Origin of the sequence: Streptomyces venezuelae ATCC 10712 (assembly GCF_008639165.1) — a bacterium.
GTDB lineage: Bacteria > Actinomycetota > Actinomycetes > Streptomycetales > Streptomycetaceae > Streptomyces > Streptomyces venezuelae.
Window position 1 is genome coordinate 8,048,996 of record NZ_CP029197.1, and the last position, 14,693, is coordinate 8,063,688.

Consider the following 14,693-nt stretch of genomic DNA (forward strand, 5'->3'; position numbering starts at 1 on the left):
ACCATGTTCTTCAGCGATCGCACCGATGCCGGTCGGCAGCTGGCCGCCCGGCTCGACCACCTCAAGGGCCATGACGTGGTGGTGCTCGGCCTGCCACGCGGCGGGGTGCCGGTGGCGGCGGAGGTGGCCGACGCGCTCGACGCACCGCTGGACATCTGCCTCGTGCGGAAGCTCGGCGTGCCGGCTCAGCCGGAGCTCGCGATGGGCGCGCTCGGCGAGGGCGGCGTGCGCGTGGTCAACGAGCGGGTGCTCCGCGAGGTGGGGGTGGAGGCGCGTGACCTCGCCGCGGTCGAGCGGCGCGAGCACATCGAGCTCGATCAGCGGGCCCTCCGATACCGGGGCAGCAGGCCGTCGGTGCCGCTCGAAGGCCGGACGGTGCTGGTCGTCGACGACGGTCTCGCGACCGGCGCCACGGCTCTGGCCGCCTGCCGGGTGGTACGGGCCGGGGGCGCCGCGCGGATCGTCCTGGCGGTACCGGTCGCACCCCAGGGCTGGACGGCCCGGCTCGGCGGGGAGGCGGACGAGACCGTGAGCGTCCACACGCCGGAGGTGTTCTACGCGATCGGCCAGTTCTACCAGGACTTCTCGCAGACGCCGGACGCCGAGGTGGTGGCCTGCCTCGACCGGAACCGGGCAGCGCACGGTCCGGTCGTGACGGACACGGACGTACGCATCCCGGTCGCGAAGCGCGTCACCCTCGCCGGCACGCTCGCGGTGCCCGAGGGTGCCACCGGCATCGTGGTGTTCGCGCACGGCAGCGGTAGCGGCAGGCACAGCCCGCGCAACCGGGAGGTCGCGTCCGCGCTCAACGCGGCGAGACTCGGCACCCTGCTGTTCGACCTGCTCACGGAGGCCGAGGCGGTCGACCGGGCGCATGTCTTCGACACCCCGCTGCTCGCGGAACGGCTCACCCGGACCACGGAGTGGCTGGCGGGCCGGCCGGAGGCGGAAGGGCTTCCGCTGGGGTACTTCGGCGCGAGCACGGGAGCGGCGGCCGCGCTGTCCGCGGCGGGCGAGCCGGGCTCCCCGGTGGCCGCCGTCGTCTCACGCGGTGGCCGACCGGACCTCGCGGGCGACCACCTGGCCCAGGTCCGGGCCCCGACGCTGCTCGTGGTCGGGAGCCGGGACGCGCTGGTCCTGGACCTCAACCGGCGGGCCCGGTCCCTGCTGCGCTGCGAGAGCCGGCTGACCGAGGTGGAGGGCGCCACGCACCTGTTCGAGGAGCCGGGCGCCCTGGAGGAGGTGGCGGAGCTCGCCACCTCCTGGTTCACCGAGCACTTCCGGGATCAGTAGGCCCCGTTGACGTTGTCGATGGAGCCGTAGCGGTCGGCCGCGTAGTTGCAGGCGGCCGTGATGTTGGCGACCGGGTCGAACAGGTCCATCGAGGTGCCGGGCACGTGGTACGCGAGGAAGGTCGGCTCGATGACCTGGAGCAGGCCCTTCGAGGGGGTGCCGGCCATCGCGTTGGAGTCCCACAGGTTGATGGCCTGGGGGTTGCCGGAGGACTCCCGCATGATGTTGCGGTGGATCCCCTCGTACGAGCCGGGGATGCCGCGCTGGGCCATGATGGCCAGCGACTCCTGGATCCAGCCGTCGAGGTTGTCCGCGTAGTTGGTGGCGGCGGCCGGGGCGGCCTGGGCGGGAGCGGCGGCGGCGGCCGGAGCGGCGGCGGAGGAACCCGTGTTCGTCGCGACGGCGGGGGTGGCCGCACGGCGCTCGGAGCGGCTCGCGCGCTCGGTCGTCGAGGCCTTCTTCGCCTGCTTCCTGGCGGTCTTCTCGGCCGGCGCGGGGGCGGGCTTCGCGGAATCCCGACGAAGAGTCAGTTCCAGTCCCGGGTGAATGAGTGACGGGTTGTCACCCACGGCGCTGCGGTTGGCCTTGTAAAGGCCCTTCCAGCCGCCCTGAATTCCCTTCTTCTGGGCGATCAGGGAAAGGGAGTCACCGCTGACGACGGTGTAGGTGCGCGCGGCGGCCGGGGCGGCGGGAGCCTTGGCGGCGGCCGGAGCGGCGGAGAGGGCGGCGGGTGCGGCCGCGGCCTCGGCGGCGACCGAGGTCGTCGCTCCGGAGACGGGCGCGGCGCCGGCCACGGCGGGGGCGATCAGCGGGAGGGCGAGTGCGGCTCCGCCCGTTCCGACCAGGGCGAGTCCGCGCGAGACGGGGCGGCGGGGGCGGCGGTGCTTACCGTGAGCAGGCATGACGGATTCCTCTCCGGCGCCTTCGGGGTGAGCTGTCGGGTTCGGACTGGAGCTGTCCGGCCGCGCGCACGCGGCTTCACCCCGAGCCGTTCCGGAATCCGGGCCGGCGTATTCGTGGGTCCCCCGCTCCTGCCGTCGGGTGAAAGGGAGGTATTTCGAGCGGTGGCAGGATTCGGCGATCCGCTCGAATGGAGGTGACCGTAGGCCAGTAATGCGACGGATAACAAGAGGATCTGTGCCGGGTGACCGGGGAAAAGATCTCCGAATTCATTGAATTCAAGATCGATCGGGGGAACCGCGCATCGAACTTCCTTGTCCCGTACGGCCCGCGTGGAATTCGATCACCGGTGGGTGCCGCGGAAAGTGAGTCGCGTCACCAGGTGTTCAATGTCCGAATATGCACGGTAATTCTGTTAATGGGGGAGTGGGTGATAAAGACCCGTTCGGGCTAACGGGCACTCAAGGGCATAACTCGCAAAACCGACATTCGTCCTGAAGGATGGAGTGACCCCGACCGAGGAGCCTCCCGAATGCCGTCCCCTGCCTCCCTGCTCAGCCCCGATGCCCCCGACGCCCTCGACCGCGAGGCCGCCGCACTCCACGAGAGCGCCACCTGGCAGCGGATCGTCGCGGACCTGACCGCGCCGCCGGTGCCCGAGGCCGCCGACCCGGAGGGCTGGCGGGACCTCCTGTCGGTGCCGGTGGAGCGGCTCGTGGCCGACGCGCTCGACGCAGTGCCGCCGCCCCTCCCCGCCGAGAGACGTCTCCCCGGCCGGCTCGCCGCCGTACTGCCCGACCGGCTGCACGCCTGGCGCCGCATCGGCAGCACCGAGCTGCGCCCCTCGGTCCACCTGGGCTACGCGCGCCTCGTCCTGACGGAGTGGGGCTGGCAGAACGCCCCGTACAAGCTGCGCGACGTGCGGGGGGCCCGGTGTGTCTGCGGGGCACTGCTCGCCGCGCACCGGCTGGGCCACGGCAGCGAGGCGACGATGAACGAGGCCGCCGCCTGGATCATGACCGAGCTCCGGTCGCGGGGATGGCAGGAGCTGATCGGACCCTGGAACCGGGCCCCGGGCCGTACGGCCGCCGACGCGGTGGCCCTCCTCGACGCCGCGATCCGGCGCGCCGCGCAGGCCGGCCGCTGACGGCCGGCCCCGCCCCCGCCCCGCAGGCGGAGTCAGCCGCTGATGCTCGCTGCTCCCGTCTCGATGTGACCGGTGTAGCGCCGCGACCAGGTCCCGTCGATGTCGGCCACGATCGTGAAGTCGTACCAGCCGTTGTTGTACGCCACCGCGTTGAAGAAGTCCTCACGCGTCGAGTTCGCCGGCACGGTGTACGTCCACGGGCCGTCCGTGCGGTAGGCGTTCGAGCGGATGGTGAACGTCACCGGCCCCGCCGAGGTGTTGCTCATCCGGAACCACAGCGCCGTCCGGCCGCTCCCCGACTCGGGCGCGAAGCGGGCCGCCACCTCGACGGCCTTGCCCGCCTTCGATGCGTCGCCGATGAACCGGCGCAGGAAGCGGTTGGGCCCCATCATCGAGATGTCGTACTTCCCGGACCCGGACCCGAGGCCGATGTTGAAGTAGTCGGTGGCCGTGCCGCCCGCGTCGACCGTGTACTGCCACGCGGCCGTGTCGCGGTGCTGGTGGGGGTGGATCGAGAAGTGGGCCGCCCGCTTGGCCTCGGCGCCCTGGTTGGTCATCGAGAACCAGGCCAGGATCTTGCCCGCCGCCCCGAACTCGAAGCGGTCGAGGTTGCCGTTCACCTGGTACGGCAGGGCTCGCGCCGGGCGGGTGCCCGGCTCCTGCGCGGGCAGGGCGTTGTTCTGCGGGGCGGGGTTCGGCAGCGGGCCGCAGGTCGACTGGCCGATGACCTTCGCCGTGGACGGCAGGCCGGCGGGAACGCCGTACACCGGGTGGGCGAAATCGAAGACGCCGGTCAGATCGCCCGTCACCTGCCGTCGCCAGGCACTGATGTTGGGGCAGGTGGCCGGGGTGCCGAGGGCCTTCGTCCACGTCTCCATGAAGCGCAGCACGGAGGTGTGGTCGAAGACCTCGGAGCTCACCCAGCCGCCCCGGGTCCACGGGGACATGACAATCATGGGGACCCGGAAGCCCAGGCCGATCGGTACGCCGTCGAGGTACTCGCCCGGGGTTCCCGGCGGCGCGACCGGCGGCGGCACGTGGTCGAAGAAGCCGTCGTTCTCGTCGTAGTTGAGGAACAGCACCGTCGAGTCGAAGACCTCGGCGTCGGCGGCGAGCGCCCGGTAGACGAGGTCCACGAAGTGGGCGCCGTCCCCGGGCGGTGCGTACGGGTGCTCGGAGAAGGCCTCGCTCGCGACCACCCAGGACACCTGGGGCAGGGTGCCCGCGACGACGTCCGCGCGGATCGCCGCGGCGATGTCGTCCGGGGTCGACCCGGTCACCTGGGGAACCGAGCCCATGCCGCGGTCGTACAGCGGGTCGCCGGGCCGCGCGTCGGTGAACTTCTTGAAGTAGGCGAGGCCGTTGTCGCCGTAGTTGTCCTGCGCGTTCTGGTAGACCTTCCAGCTCACCCCGGCGCGTTGGAGCGCCTCGGCGTACGTCTCCCAGGTGAGGCCCGACTCGTCACCGCCGTCCTTGCTGGAGCCGTCGATCTTCCCGCTCCACAGGAAGGTGCGGTTGGGTCCGGTCGCGCTCAGCGCCGAACAGAAGTAGGCGTCGCAGATCGTGTAGTGGTCGGCGAGCGCGTGGTGGAAGGGGATGTCCTCGCGGTCGAGGTGGCCCAGCGTGCGGGTGTTGCCGACGCCGGTGACCCAGTTGTCGAGGCGGCCCTTGTTCCAGGCGGCGTGCTGCGAGGTCCAGCTGTGCGGCAGGTCGCCGTTGCACTGGGCGAGGGTCTCGCCGTCGACCCCGCCGGCGGGCGGGGTGTCGCTGAGCTTCCACGGGTAGTGGCGGCCGCCCCAGTTGGGCTGGTTGAACATCCCCCAGCCGCCCGGCAGGTTGCCGGCGGCGCGGTCGGCGAAACCGCGCACTCCGCGTAGGGTGCCGAAGTAGTGGTCGAAGCTGCGGTTCTCCTGCATGAGGATCACCACGTGCTTGACGTCGGTGAGGGTGCCGGTGGCCGACTTCGCGGCGGCGGACGCCGGCGCCGTCGGGAGCGCCGCGCCCGCCACGAGCCCCGCCCCGATGCCGACGAATCCTCTGCGGCTGATGGGAATCATGCTCCGCCTCTCCTGTCACGCAGTGCCCCGGCGGCACGTCGCTGACATGATGGGGGAGCCGAGCTCAAAGGTATACATCCGTGCGGTAATCAATGCCTGAACAACCCAAGATGTGGCGTCTCCTCGTGAGATGGGGCTCTGGATTGGTCCGACTGCATACCAATGAGCTTCGAAGGTTCAGACGGTGAGGACCTTCACCCCGGCCTCGGTGAGCTGGGCGACCGCCTCCGCGTCGATGCCCGTGTCGGTCACGAGCAGGTCGATCCGGTCCAGACCACAGATCCGGGCGAAGGCGCGGCGGCCCATCTTCGAGGAGTCGGTCACCACGACGACCCGGCTGGCCCGCTCCGCGAACAGCCGGCTGATGCTCGCCTCGTCCTCCTGATGCGCCATCACGCCGAGCCCGGGCTCGACGCCGTCCACCCCGAGCACCACCACGTCGAGAACGACCTCGTTGAGCACTCCCACCGTCAGGGGGCCCACCAGCTCGTAGGTCTGGGGCCGGGCGACCCCGCCGGTGGTGACGATCTTGATCTGCGGGCGCACCGCGAGCTCGCCCGCGATGTTCAGCGCGTTCGTGACGACGGTGAGCGCGGGGCCGGCGGACGCCGCGCCCGTCACCCCGGCCGTCCCCGCCGTATCGGCGCGGCCACCGGCGAACCGCAGGGCGAGGGCCCGTGCGACCTCGGTGGTCGTCGTGCCGCCGTTGAGCCCCACGACCTCGCCCGGCGCGATCAGATCGGCGACCGTCTCCGCGATCCGCCGCTTCTCCGCCGCGTGCCGGGTCGACTTGTAGCGCAGCGGCAGCTCGTACGAGACGCCGTGCGCGACGGCCCCGCCCCGGGTTCGTATCAACAACTGCTGCTCGGCGAGCTCGTCGAGGTCCCGGCGGATCGTGGCGGCGGAGACGTCGAGGGCGGTCGCCGCCTCCTCGACCTCCAGCTTCCCCGAGGCCGCCAGTAGTTCAAGGAGCGTGTTCCACCGCTCGTGCTTGGACATGGGTCCCTCCCTCGGGCTCGTGCGCGCGTCCGATTCTATCCGCCGACGTGCGCGGGATCTGGAAAGCGGATGCATGTTTCTGCTTGAATGACATCGACTTCGAGCATCTTCCATCATTCCTGCGCACTCTTCTTGCAAGGAGACCGGCATGAGCACCACCCGCACCGCCGTGGAGATCGCCTCCCAGCCCACGACCTGGCGTCAGGCTGCCCGCACCCTGCCCCAGCACACCTCCGCGCTGCCCCGCCGCGGCGAGCGGGTCGCGGTGATCGGCTGCGGCACCTCCTGGTTCATGGCCCTCGCCTACGCCGAGCTGCGCGAGTCCGGCGGGCACGGCGAGACCGACGCCTTCGCCGCCTCGGAGTTCCCCTACGGCCGCCGCTACGACCGGGTCGTGGCGATCACCCGCTCCGGCACCACGAGCGAGGTGCTGGCCGTCCTGTCCCGGCTGCGCGGCACGGTCCCCACCGGCGCCGTCACGGCCGACCCGACGACCCCGGTCATGGACCTCGCCGACGCGGTCGCCGTCCTCGACTTCGCGGACGAGGAGTCCGTCGTCCAGACCCGCTTCGCCACCACGGCACTCGCCCTGTTCCGCGCCCACCTGGAATCCGAGGACGCCCTGCCCGAGGGCGTGGCCCCCGTCGAGGAGGCCGCCCGCGACGCCGAACAGGCCCTCACCGCACCCCTCGACGAGAACGTCCGCACGGCCGAGCAGATCACCTTCCTCGGCAGCGGCTGGACCTACGGACTCGCCCTGGAGGCCGGCCTCAAGATGCGTGAGGCGGCCGGCGCGTGGACCGAGGCCTACCCGGCCATGGAGTACCGCCACGGCCCCATCAGCATCACCGGACCCGGCCGCGTCACCTGGGGCTTCGGCGCCCTGCCCGCCGGACTCGCCGACGAGGTGCGCAAGGTCGGCGGCACCCTCTCCGAGAGCGACCTCGACCCGCTCGCGGACCTGATCAGGGCCCAGCGGCTCGCGGTGGCCGTCGCCGAGGCGCAGGGCCTGAACCCGGACACCCCCCGCAACCTCACCCGCTCGGTGATCCTCACCGACGCCCCCGCCTGACCGCCCCCGCGCCCGCCCACATCCCCGGAGAAGCACCATGCCGTTGACGCCGACCGATGAGATCGTCCGCCGCGCCCGCGCGGCGGGCACCGGCGTGGGGGCGTTCAACGTCCTCCAGCTGGAACACGCCCAGGCCATCGTGGCCGGAGCCGAGGCCGCCGACCGCCCCGTCGTCCTCCAGATCAGCGAGAACACCGTCCGCTACCACGGAGCCCTGGAACCGGTCGCGCTCGCCTCGCTGGCCGTCGCCCGCGCCGCCAAGAGCCCCGTCGCCGTCCACCTCGACCACGCCGAGAACCCCGACCTCGTCCGCGAGGCCGTCGGACTCGGACTGGGCTCCGTCATGTTCGACGCCTCGAAGCTCCCCTACGCCGAGAACGTCGCCGCCACCCGCGACGTCGTGGAGTACTGCCACGAGCACGGCGTCTGGGTCGAGGCCGAACTCGGCGAGGTCGGCGGCAAGGGCGGCGCCCACACCCCGGGCGTCCGAACGGACCCTGCCGAGGCCCGCGCCTTCGTCGAGGCCACCGGCGTCGACGCCCTGGCCGTCGCGGTCGGCAGCTCCCACCAGATGCTGACCAGGGACGCGGTCCTCGACTTCGACCTCATCGCCCGCCTGCGCGCCGCCGTCGACACCCCGCTCGTGCTCCACGGCTCCTCGGGCGTGTCCGACGACGACCTCACCACCGCCGTCACCGCGGGCATGACCAAGGTGAACGTCTCCACCCACCTCAACAAGGCCTTCACCCGCGCCGTCCGCACCCATCTCGCCGAGCACCCGGAAGCGGTCGACCCCCGCCACTACCTCACCCCGGCACGCACGGCCGTGGCCCGGGAGGTCGCCCACCTGCTGACGGTCCTGTCGCCTGCCTAGGCCCTGCCGGCGCCCGGGACGGTCCGGGCCTCGTGCGGGTTCGGCTCGTCGCGCAGCAGCGGCACCGGGCCCCGCGGCGCGAATCCGCCGGGGAGGTCCAGCCGCCCGCCCCGGCGCTCGGCGATCACGGCCCCCTGTACCCCCAGGCTCGCATCGACGGCGCACTCCCCGGACCGCACGCCGGTCAGACAGGCGTCACGGACCACACAGACCAGCCCGGAGATCCAGAAGACCACGTTCAGCTGCACGTCCAGTGTGCCGATCTTGACGCCGTCCACGTAGACGTCGACGTAGGGCCGGTGCGCGGAGGTGACCCGGTGGGTCGCGAGCGCGACCACCTCCTCGCTGCCCGGCAGGTCCCGGGTGCGGCGCGCGGCGGACCGCAGTGCGGAGTGGCCGCGCCAGCCGGCGGTGGCCAGGTCGAGCACGTCCATGCCGAGGAAGTCGTCCACGACCGTGGCCAACTCGTGCTCGACGGCCCGGTCGGCGGCGGGCGTGCGGCCCCGTACGGGTGCGAGCAGCGGCCCGGCGGTGCCATGGGCACGCAGCGGGCCGTCGAGGCCCTCCCCGTCGTCGAGCAGGAACGAGCGGACGGTCGTCGGGGTCGTGGTCCTGGACGCGGTCGTGGTCATCGGTCCTCCTCCAGGGTCTGCCGGCCGGGGTCCGGGTGCGGGTCGAGCCGGGTGGAGTGGCTGGGCGGTTCGCCGGACGCCCGGTCGTCGATCAGGGCCGTGGCGCCGACGGCCGGCCGCAAGGCGGCCCGTACGTGGTTGCGCACCCAGCGGGGGCCCCGGTGCAGCCGCCCGAAGTAGACGGCCGCGGCGGCCGCGAGGGCAAGCGCGCCGCCGAGGGAGGCGGGGCCGACGACCCACCCGACAGGGGTGGAGCGTCCGGCGGTGCCGGGCGGGACGGTCTGATTCGGGTCCGTCTGGTTGGGGTCCGTCTGGTTGGGATCGGTCTGGTTCGGGTCCGTCTGGTTGGGATCGGTCTGGTTCGGGTCGGTCTGGTTCGGGTCGGTCTGATTCGGATTCGTACCCGGCTCGCCCGTGACCTCGTACGAAGCCTCGTCGTATTGCTCGGGATACTCCTGGCAGACCGCCCACACCGAGTGCGCGCCCGGCTCGGCGTCGCTCGGTACGGGGATCTCCGTGGCGAAGGTGGCCTGCTCCGTGACGGGGGCGGTGGCCAGCGGCGGCCCGTCGCCGTCCCAGAGAAGGTCGACGTTCGAGCACCGGAAGCCCGTCCCCTCGGCCTGTACGGCGGTCCCCGTCGCGCCCGTCTCCTCGGCGAGGGTGAGGAGCGGTTCCCCGGGGCTCTCGACGACCAGATCGGCGTCCGCGTAGAGGGACGGGTCATCGGTGCACTCTGCTCGGAAGGTGTACGTGTCCGGTTCCGAGTCCGCCGGGATGACCTCCGTGTACGAGAAGTCGCCGCCCTCCTCCACGGGGATCCCGGACGCGATCTCGGGCCCGTCGACCACGTGGAGGTAGACCGTGCCGGCGGGGCACCCGTCGAAGCCGGTGCCCCGCACGTCGATCGGGTCCCCGATGGAGCCGTGGTCCGGACCCAGGGTGAGGGAGGCCTCGGCAGGTGGCGGTTCGGAGACCGTAGGGGGTGACGGCTCCGGAGTGCCCGGCGGCTCGGGGGTCGGCGGTGACGGTTCCGACGTGTCCGTCGGCTCCGACGTCGTCGGCGTCGGCGTCGGTTCCGCCGAGGCCGGGACGGCGACCGGCCCCACGCCGATCGCTACGCTCAGAAGCACAGCCATCAGCAGTCGACGCACCAGCCGCGCGGCAGTGACCATGGGAAGGAGGAGTTGGGGGGACACCCCCATTTTCCCACCAGGTTCACGCGCCCGCCCGTCGTCCCCGCCGGGCGTCCCCTCGACCGGTCCGCCGGCCGTCCGGGAGGTCCTACTCCACGCGCTCCACGACGAACACCGGGATCTCGCGGTCGGTCTTGCGCTGGTAGTCGGCGTAGTCGGGGAAGGCCGCGACCGCCCGGTCCCACCAGGCCGCGCGCTCGTCGCCGCTGACCACACGGGCCTTCATGTCCCACACCTGGGTGCCGTCGCGCACCTCGACCAGCGGCTGGGCGATGAGGTTGTGGTACCAGACGGGGTGCTTGACCGCCCCGCCGTTCGACGCGACGAGCGCGTACGCCCCCTCGTGTTCGACCCGCATCAGCGGGGTCTTGCGGAGCTTGCCGCTCTTCACGCCGACGTTCGTGACCAGGACGACGGGCATGCCCCGCATCGTGGTGCCCTTGGTGCCGCCGGACGACTCGTACAGCTCGACCTGGTCGCGCACCCACGCGGTCGGGCTGGGCTCGTACTCACCTTCGAGTGGCATGGGGGTCCTTTCGGTGGTTCCGGCTCGGCTGCCCCGCCCCGGCGTTGTCGGTGCCGGCTCCTAGGCTGGTTCCCGACGTGACGAACAGGCGTGACACAGGGAGAGCATCGGGCATGCGGGAATTGTTCCTGGCCGACCAGCGGGCGTACATCCGGTGGATCGACCTTCCGGGTGAGGGCCCCGTGCGGGTGTTCGTCCACGGTCTCGGGTGCACCTCGGCATCGGACTTCGCCCACATCGCCGCCCACCCCGCGCTCGGCGGAGGCCGGGCGCTGCTGGTGGATCTGCTCGGATTCGGGCTGAGCGACCGGCCCGCGGACTTCGACTACCGCATGGAGTCCCAGGCGGCCGCGGTGGCCGCCCTCCTCGACCACCTCGGGCTCAGCGGCGTCGACCTCGTCGGTCACTCGATGGGCGGGGCGGTGACGATCCATCTGGCGGCGGCGCGACCCGAGCTCGTGGCGAGACTCGTGGTGGCGGAGCCGAACCTGTACGGGGGAGGGGGCGCCTTCAGCTCGCCGGTGGCCGCGCAGGAGGAGGACGCGTTCGTGGCGGAGGGGTTCGCCCGGATGGTGGCCGGCGCGGACCGCGCCGACTACGCGGCCCGGCTGCGCCTCGCCGACCCGCTGGCCGTCCACCGCAGCGCGGTCGCCCTCGTCGAGGGGAGCACCCCCGAGCCCGGCGACCTCCTCGCCGCGCTCACCGTCCCCCGGACCTTCCTGGTGGGAGAGTTCAGCCTGCCGGACCCCCAGGTCGAGCAGATGGCGGCGGCCGGCGTCCCCGTGGTCGAGATCCCCCGCGCGGGACACAACCTGATGCTGGACAACGCCGACGACTTCGCCACCGCGCTCGCCCGTGCCCTCACGGCCGCCCCGGCCCCGCACCCCGTCCCCGCGTCCCCCGCCCACCAGGAGCTCTGAGTGCACAGCCCCCTCAGCTACGCCGACATCAAGACCGCCGCCGACCGGATCGGCGGCCACGTCCGCCCCGTCACCGTCGCGGGGGCCGACCCGGGCGCCGAGCCGTACCGGCTCCACCTCGCGCTGGAACAGCTGCAGCACACCGGCTCGTTCAAGGCCCGCGGCGCGCAGAACTTCCTGCTCGCCCACCGGGAGGCGGGCACCCTCCCCGCTGCCGGCGTCACCATCGCCTCCGGAGGGAACGCGGGTCTGGCCTGCGCCTGGGCAGCCCGGCGACAGGGCGTCCCTGCCACCGTCTTCCTGCCGACCACCGCCCCGAAGGTGAAGGCCGACAAGCTCGTCGGGTACGGGGCCGACGTCCGGCTCGTCGGCACGGAGTACGCCGAAGCGCTCGCCGCGTGCGAGGCGTTCGCGGCCGAGACGGGGGCGCTCGCCTCCCACGCGTACGACCATCCGCTGATCGCCGCCGGGGCCGGCACCCTGCTCGACGAGATCCACGAGCGCCTCCCCGACCTGGACACCGTCGTCGTCGCGGTCGGCGGGGGCGGTCTCTTCGCGGGCGTCGCCACCGCCGCCCGGCACCACGGCATCCGGACCGTCGCCGTCGAACCCGAGAACTGCCGCGCCCTCGACGCCGCCGTGCGCGCCGGACACCCCGTCGACGTCACCGTCGACTCCGTCGCCGCCGACTCGCTCGGCGCCCGCCGGGCCTCCGCCACGGCCCTCGCGGCCGCCCGGCAGGACGGGGTCCGCACCGTCCTCGTCCCCGACGCCGCGATCACCCGCGCCCGCCGCGCCCTGTGGGACGACCGGCGACTCGCCGTCGAGCACGCGGCCGCCACCGCCCTGGCCGCCCTCACGACCCCGGACCCGAGGGGCGCGGACCACGGCTACGTCCCGGCGCCGGGCGAGAAGGTCTGTGTCGTGCTCTGCGGTGCCAACACGGACCCCGCGGATCTGACCCGCACCGCGGCCACGGTGTAGCGCGGCCGGTGGTGTGGAGGGGGTGCGGCGTGCGTCAGGATGGGGGCATGACCGAAATTCGTACCCCCCGTCTCATCCTCCGGCGCTGGACCGACGACGACCTCGTCCCGCTGTCCGAGATCAACGCCGACCCCGAGGTGATGCGCTGGATCGGCGACGGCTCGGTCCGGGACCTGGAGCAGACCGCCGAGGACATCGAGCGGTACGAGGAGGAGTGGGACGAGGAGGGCTTCGGGATCTTCGCCGTCGAGCTCCTCGCCTCCGGCGAGCTGATCGGTTTCGCCGGTCTGTCGCTGCCGGAGTTCCTGCCCGAGGTCATGCCCGACGTGGAGATCGGCTGGCGCCTCGGCCGGCCCTTCTGGGGACAGGGTTACGCCTCCGAGGCCGCGCACGCGGTCCTGGAGTTCGCACTCCAGGACCGCGGCCTCGACCGGGTGATCGCCATCACCCACATCAGCAACCAGGCCTCCGAGAACGTCATCGGCAAGCTCGGCATGACCGAGGAGCGCGAGACGGCCCACCCGGCCTTCGGCGTACCCCTGCGGGTCTACGCCATCGACCTCACCGAATACCAGGCCTGATCGCCCGGGGTCTCACCCGCTCAGTGGCGCTCGGGCAGGTCCCGCTCCGCCGGGAGCGAGCCGAGGTCACGTGCCGTGGGCGAGGCGGCGGCGCGCGAAGAGGCCGCGGGCGCGGGCTTCTTCCCGCAGAACGCCGCCTCGAGGGTCCCGCCGAGCGCCGTGTTCGCGGCCCCGTGGTTCGAGGTGTTCGCCATGGCCGAGAGGCTGCGCCGCCCGTCACGGGTCGAGAAGGCGTACGTGTAGAAGCCCTGCACGGTGCCGGTGTGGCCGTACACCTGCGTCCCGCACGACAGGTTGTAGCGGCGCAGGCCAAGACCGTAGAACCGGGTGTTCGTGGCGTCGGTCGGCGTGACCGTCGTCATGGCCTCCATCATCGCCGGGGACAGCAGCCGGCCGCGCGTCAGCGCGCTCGTGAAGGTGTTCAGGTCGGCGGGGCTGGAGATGACCGCACCGGCGGACTGCGCCCAGGACACCGTCTGCTCGGTGGAGTCCACGAGCGCGCCGCCCTCCTCGTCCGGGTGCAGGTAGCCGCGGACGTGCCCGCCCTTGATCCGGACGTCGGGGTGCACGTACGAGGTCTTGCGGAGCTTCAGCGGCTTGAAGATGCGGCGCTCGTACGCGTCGGCCACGGGCCGGCCCGTGAGCTTCTCGATCAGCATGCCGACCACCACGAAGTTGGCGTTCGAGTACTGGTAGGAGACGCCGGGCTGGGTGGTCCGCGGCTCGCTCAGCGAGAGGTCCACCAGCTCCTGGTAGCTGAAGACCCGGTTGCGCACCGACTCGAAGCCGGGGACGGTGTGCTCGAACATCGCGTTGGTGTAGTCGGCGAGACCGCTACGGTGGGTCAGCAGGTGACGGACCGTGATGCGGTCGTCGGGCAGCAGACCCGGAAGGTAGGTGTTCACCGGCTCGTCGAGTCCCAGCTTGCCCTCCTGGACCAGCTGGAGGAGCACGACGGCGGAGAACGTCTTGCTGACGCTGCCGATCCGGAAGCGCGAGTCGATGTCCATCCGCGCGCCCGAGACGCGGTCCTGGACGCCGACGGTCCGGCTGCGGACCCCGTCGGGGCCGACGAAGCGGGCCATCGCGCCCGGCGCGCCGTTGGCCATGGCCGAGTTCAGCGCGGCGACCACGCCGTCCATGTCGGGCGCGGGGACGGCGGGCGTCGTGGCGGCGGTGGGCGAGACGGGGGTACCGGGAGCGGCGAACGCGCTGGTGGCGGGGACGACGCCCGCGGCGAGCGCGGCGATCAGGGTGGCGCTCACGGCCAGGCGTCGGTGCGACGACAGGGGCACGGTGATTCCTCGACTTCTTCCGAATCGTTCGGTACGGCGCACGGCAGAGGTGCGCCGCGGGCACCGGCACGCCGGACCGTGCGGCCCGGCCCGGTACCCATGGATCATGAGTCCCAACGCCCTGATTCGGTTCCTGACACGGGAGGCGGGTTGTGGATCGCCCGGTTCCCCTCCCGCTCCCCGTCCTTCCGGCCGTACGAGCCGGGCCCGGCCGACGTGA

General features: G+C 72.5%; 14 protein-coding genes and 1 riboswitch. Of the genes, 7 read left to right on the top strand and 7 right to left on the bottom strand.

Going from position 1 to position 14,693, the window contains the following annotated elements:
• Nucleotides 1–3: 3 nt before the first annotated feature.
• A complete protein-coding gene (locus DEJ43_RS36610; RefSeq protein ID WP_041663297.1) occupies nt 4–1,293 on the top strand; it encodes an alpha/beta family hydrolase in 1,290 nt (429 codons plus the stop codon).
• On the opposite strand, the gene DEJ43_RS36615 is transcribed toward DEJ43_RS36610, so the two are convergent.
• On the bottom strand, nt 1,287–2,195 hold the full coding sequence (locus DEJ43_RS36615) for a LysM peptidoglycan-binding domain-containing protein (RefSeq protein WP_015038505.1): 909 nt from the start codon (nt 2,193–2,195) through the stop codon (nt 1,287–1,289). The two genes, DEJ43_RS36610 and DEJ43_RS36615, sit on opposite strands and share 7 nt — an antisense overlap.
• A gap of 4 nt (nt 2,196–2,199) precedes the next feature.
• A riboswitch (cyclic di-AMP (ydaO/yuaA leader) is annotated at nt 2,200–2,383 on the bottom strand.
• A gap of 342 nt (nt 2,384–2,725) precedes the next feature.
• Between DEJ43_RS36615 and DEJ43_RS36620 the strand changes: the two genes are divergently transcribed.
• Nucleotides 2,726–3,340 (top strand): DUF6197 family protein, encoded by a 615-nt coding sequence (locus DEJ43_RS36620; RefSeq protein WP_015038506.1) that lies wholly within the window; start codon nt 2,726–2,728, stop codon nt 3,338–3,340.
• A 32-nt stretch (nt 3,341–3,372) separates the two neighbouring features.
• On the opposite strand, the gene DEJ43_RS36625 is transcribed toward DEJ43_RS36620, so the two are convergent.
• Nucleotides 3,373–5,397 (bottom strand): phosphocholine-specific phospholipase C, encoded by a 2,025-nt coding sequence (locus DEJ43_RS36625; RefSeq protein WP_015038507.1) that lies wholly within the window; start codon nt 5,395–5,397, stop codon nt 3,373–3,375.
• 177 nt (nt 5,398–5,574) lie between these two features.
• Entirely contained in the window at nt 5,575–6,396 is an 822-nt protein-coding gene (locus DEJ43_RS36630; RefSeq protein WP_015038508.1) for a DeoR/GlpR family DNA-binding transcription regulator, read from the bottom strand.
• A gap of 148 nt (nt 6,397–6,544) precedes the next feature.
• Here DEJ43_RS36630 and DEJ43_RS36635 point away from each other — a divergent pair, with 148 nt between their 5' ends.
• Nucleotides 6,545–7,468, top strand: coding sequence for an SIS domain-containing protein (locus DEJ43_RS36635; protein ID WP_015038509.1), 924 nt, complete (start codon nt 6,545–6,547; stop codon nt 7,466–7,468).
• A 37-nt stretch (nt 7,469–7,505) separates the two neighbouring features.
• Nucleotides 7,506–8,342, top strand: a complete 837-nt coding sequence (locus DEJ43_RS36640) for a class II fructose-bisphosphate aldolase (protein ID WP_015038510.1) — start codon at nt 7,506–7,508, stop codon at nt 8,340–8,342.
• On the opposite strand, the gene DEJ43_RS36645 is transcribed toward DEJ43_RS36640, so the two are convergent.
• The 3 genes from DEJ43_RS36645 to DEJ43_RS36650 form a co-directional block, all read right to left on the bottom strand.
• The gene (locus DEJ43_RS36645) at nt 8,339–8,974 is read right to left on the bottom strand and encodes a hypothetical protein (protein WP_015038511.1); all 636 of its coding nucleotides are present in this window, start codon (nt 8,972–8,974) and stop codon (nt 8,339–8,341) included. The two genes, DEJ43_RS36640 and DEJ43_RS36645, sit on opposite strands and share 4 nt — an antisense overlap.
• Nucleotides 8,971–10,104, bottom strand: a complete 1,134-nt coding sequence (locus DEJ43_RS37710; RefSeq protein ID WP_158506281.1) for a hypothetical protein — start codon at nt 10,102–10,104, stop codon at nt 8,971–8,973. The genes DEJ43_RS36645 and DEJ43_RS37710 overlap by 4 nt, the downstream gene beginning before the upstream one ends.
• A 151-nt stretch (nt 10,105–10,255) precedes the next feature.
• On the bottom strand, nt 10,256–10,693 hold the full coding sequence (locus tag DEJ43_RS36650; protein ID WP_015038513.1) for a nitroreductase family deazaflavin-dependent oxidoreductase: 438 nt from the start codon (nt 10,691–10,693) through the stop codon (nt 10,256–10,258).
• 113 nt (nt 10,694–10,806) lie between these two features.
• On the opposite strand from DEJ43_RS36650, the gene DEJ43_RS36655 reads away from it, so the two are divergent.
• From DEJ43_RS36655 to DEJ43_RS36665, 3 genes are read left to right on the top strand one after another with little or no spacing between them, the layout of a single operon-like run.
• Nucleotides 10,807–11,613 (top strand): alpha/beta fold hydrolase, encoded by an 807-nt coding sequence (locus DEJ43_RS36655; RefSeq protein WP_015038514.1) that lies wholly within the window; start codon nt 10,807–10,809, stop codon nt 11,611–11,613.
• Complete coding sequence (locus DEJ43_RS36660; protein ID WP_015038515.1) at nt 11,614–12,597, top strand: serine/threonine dehydratase; 984 nt, start codon at nt 11,614–11,616, stop codon at nt 12,595–12,597.
• A gap of 47 nt (nt 12,598–12,644) precedes the next feature.
• Nucleotides 12,645–13,178 carry a GNAT family N-acetyltransferase gene (locus tag DEJ43_RS36665; protein WP_041663300.1) on the top strand — a complete coding sequence of 178 codons (534 nt, stop codon included), beginning with the start codon at nt 12,645–12,647 and terminating at the stop codon, nt 13,176–13,178.
• Nucleotides 13,179–13,198: 20 nt separating this feature from the next.
• On the opposite strand, the gene DEJ43_RS36670 is transcribed toward DEJ43_RS36665, so the two are convergent.
• Nucleotides 13,199–14,473 (bottom strand): serine hydrolase domain-containing protein, encoded by a 1,275-nt coding sequence (locus tag DEJ43_RS36670; protein ID WP_015038517.1) that lies wholly within the window; start codon nt 14,471–14,473, stop codon nt 13,199–13,201.
• Nucleotides 14,474–14,693 lie beyond the last annotated feature (220 nt).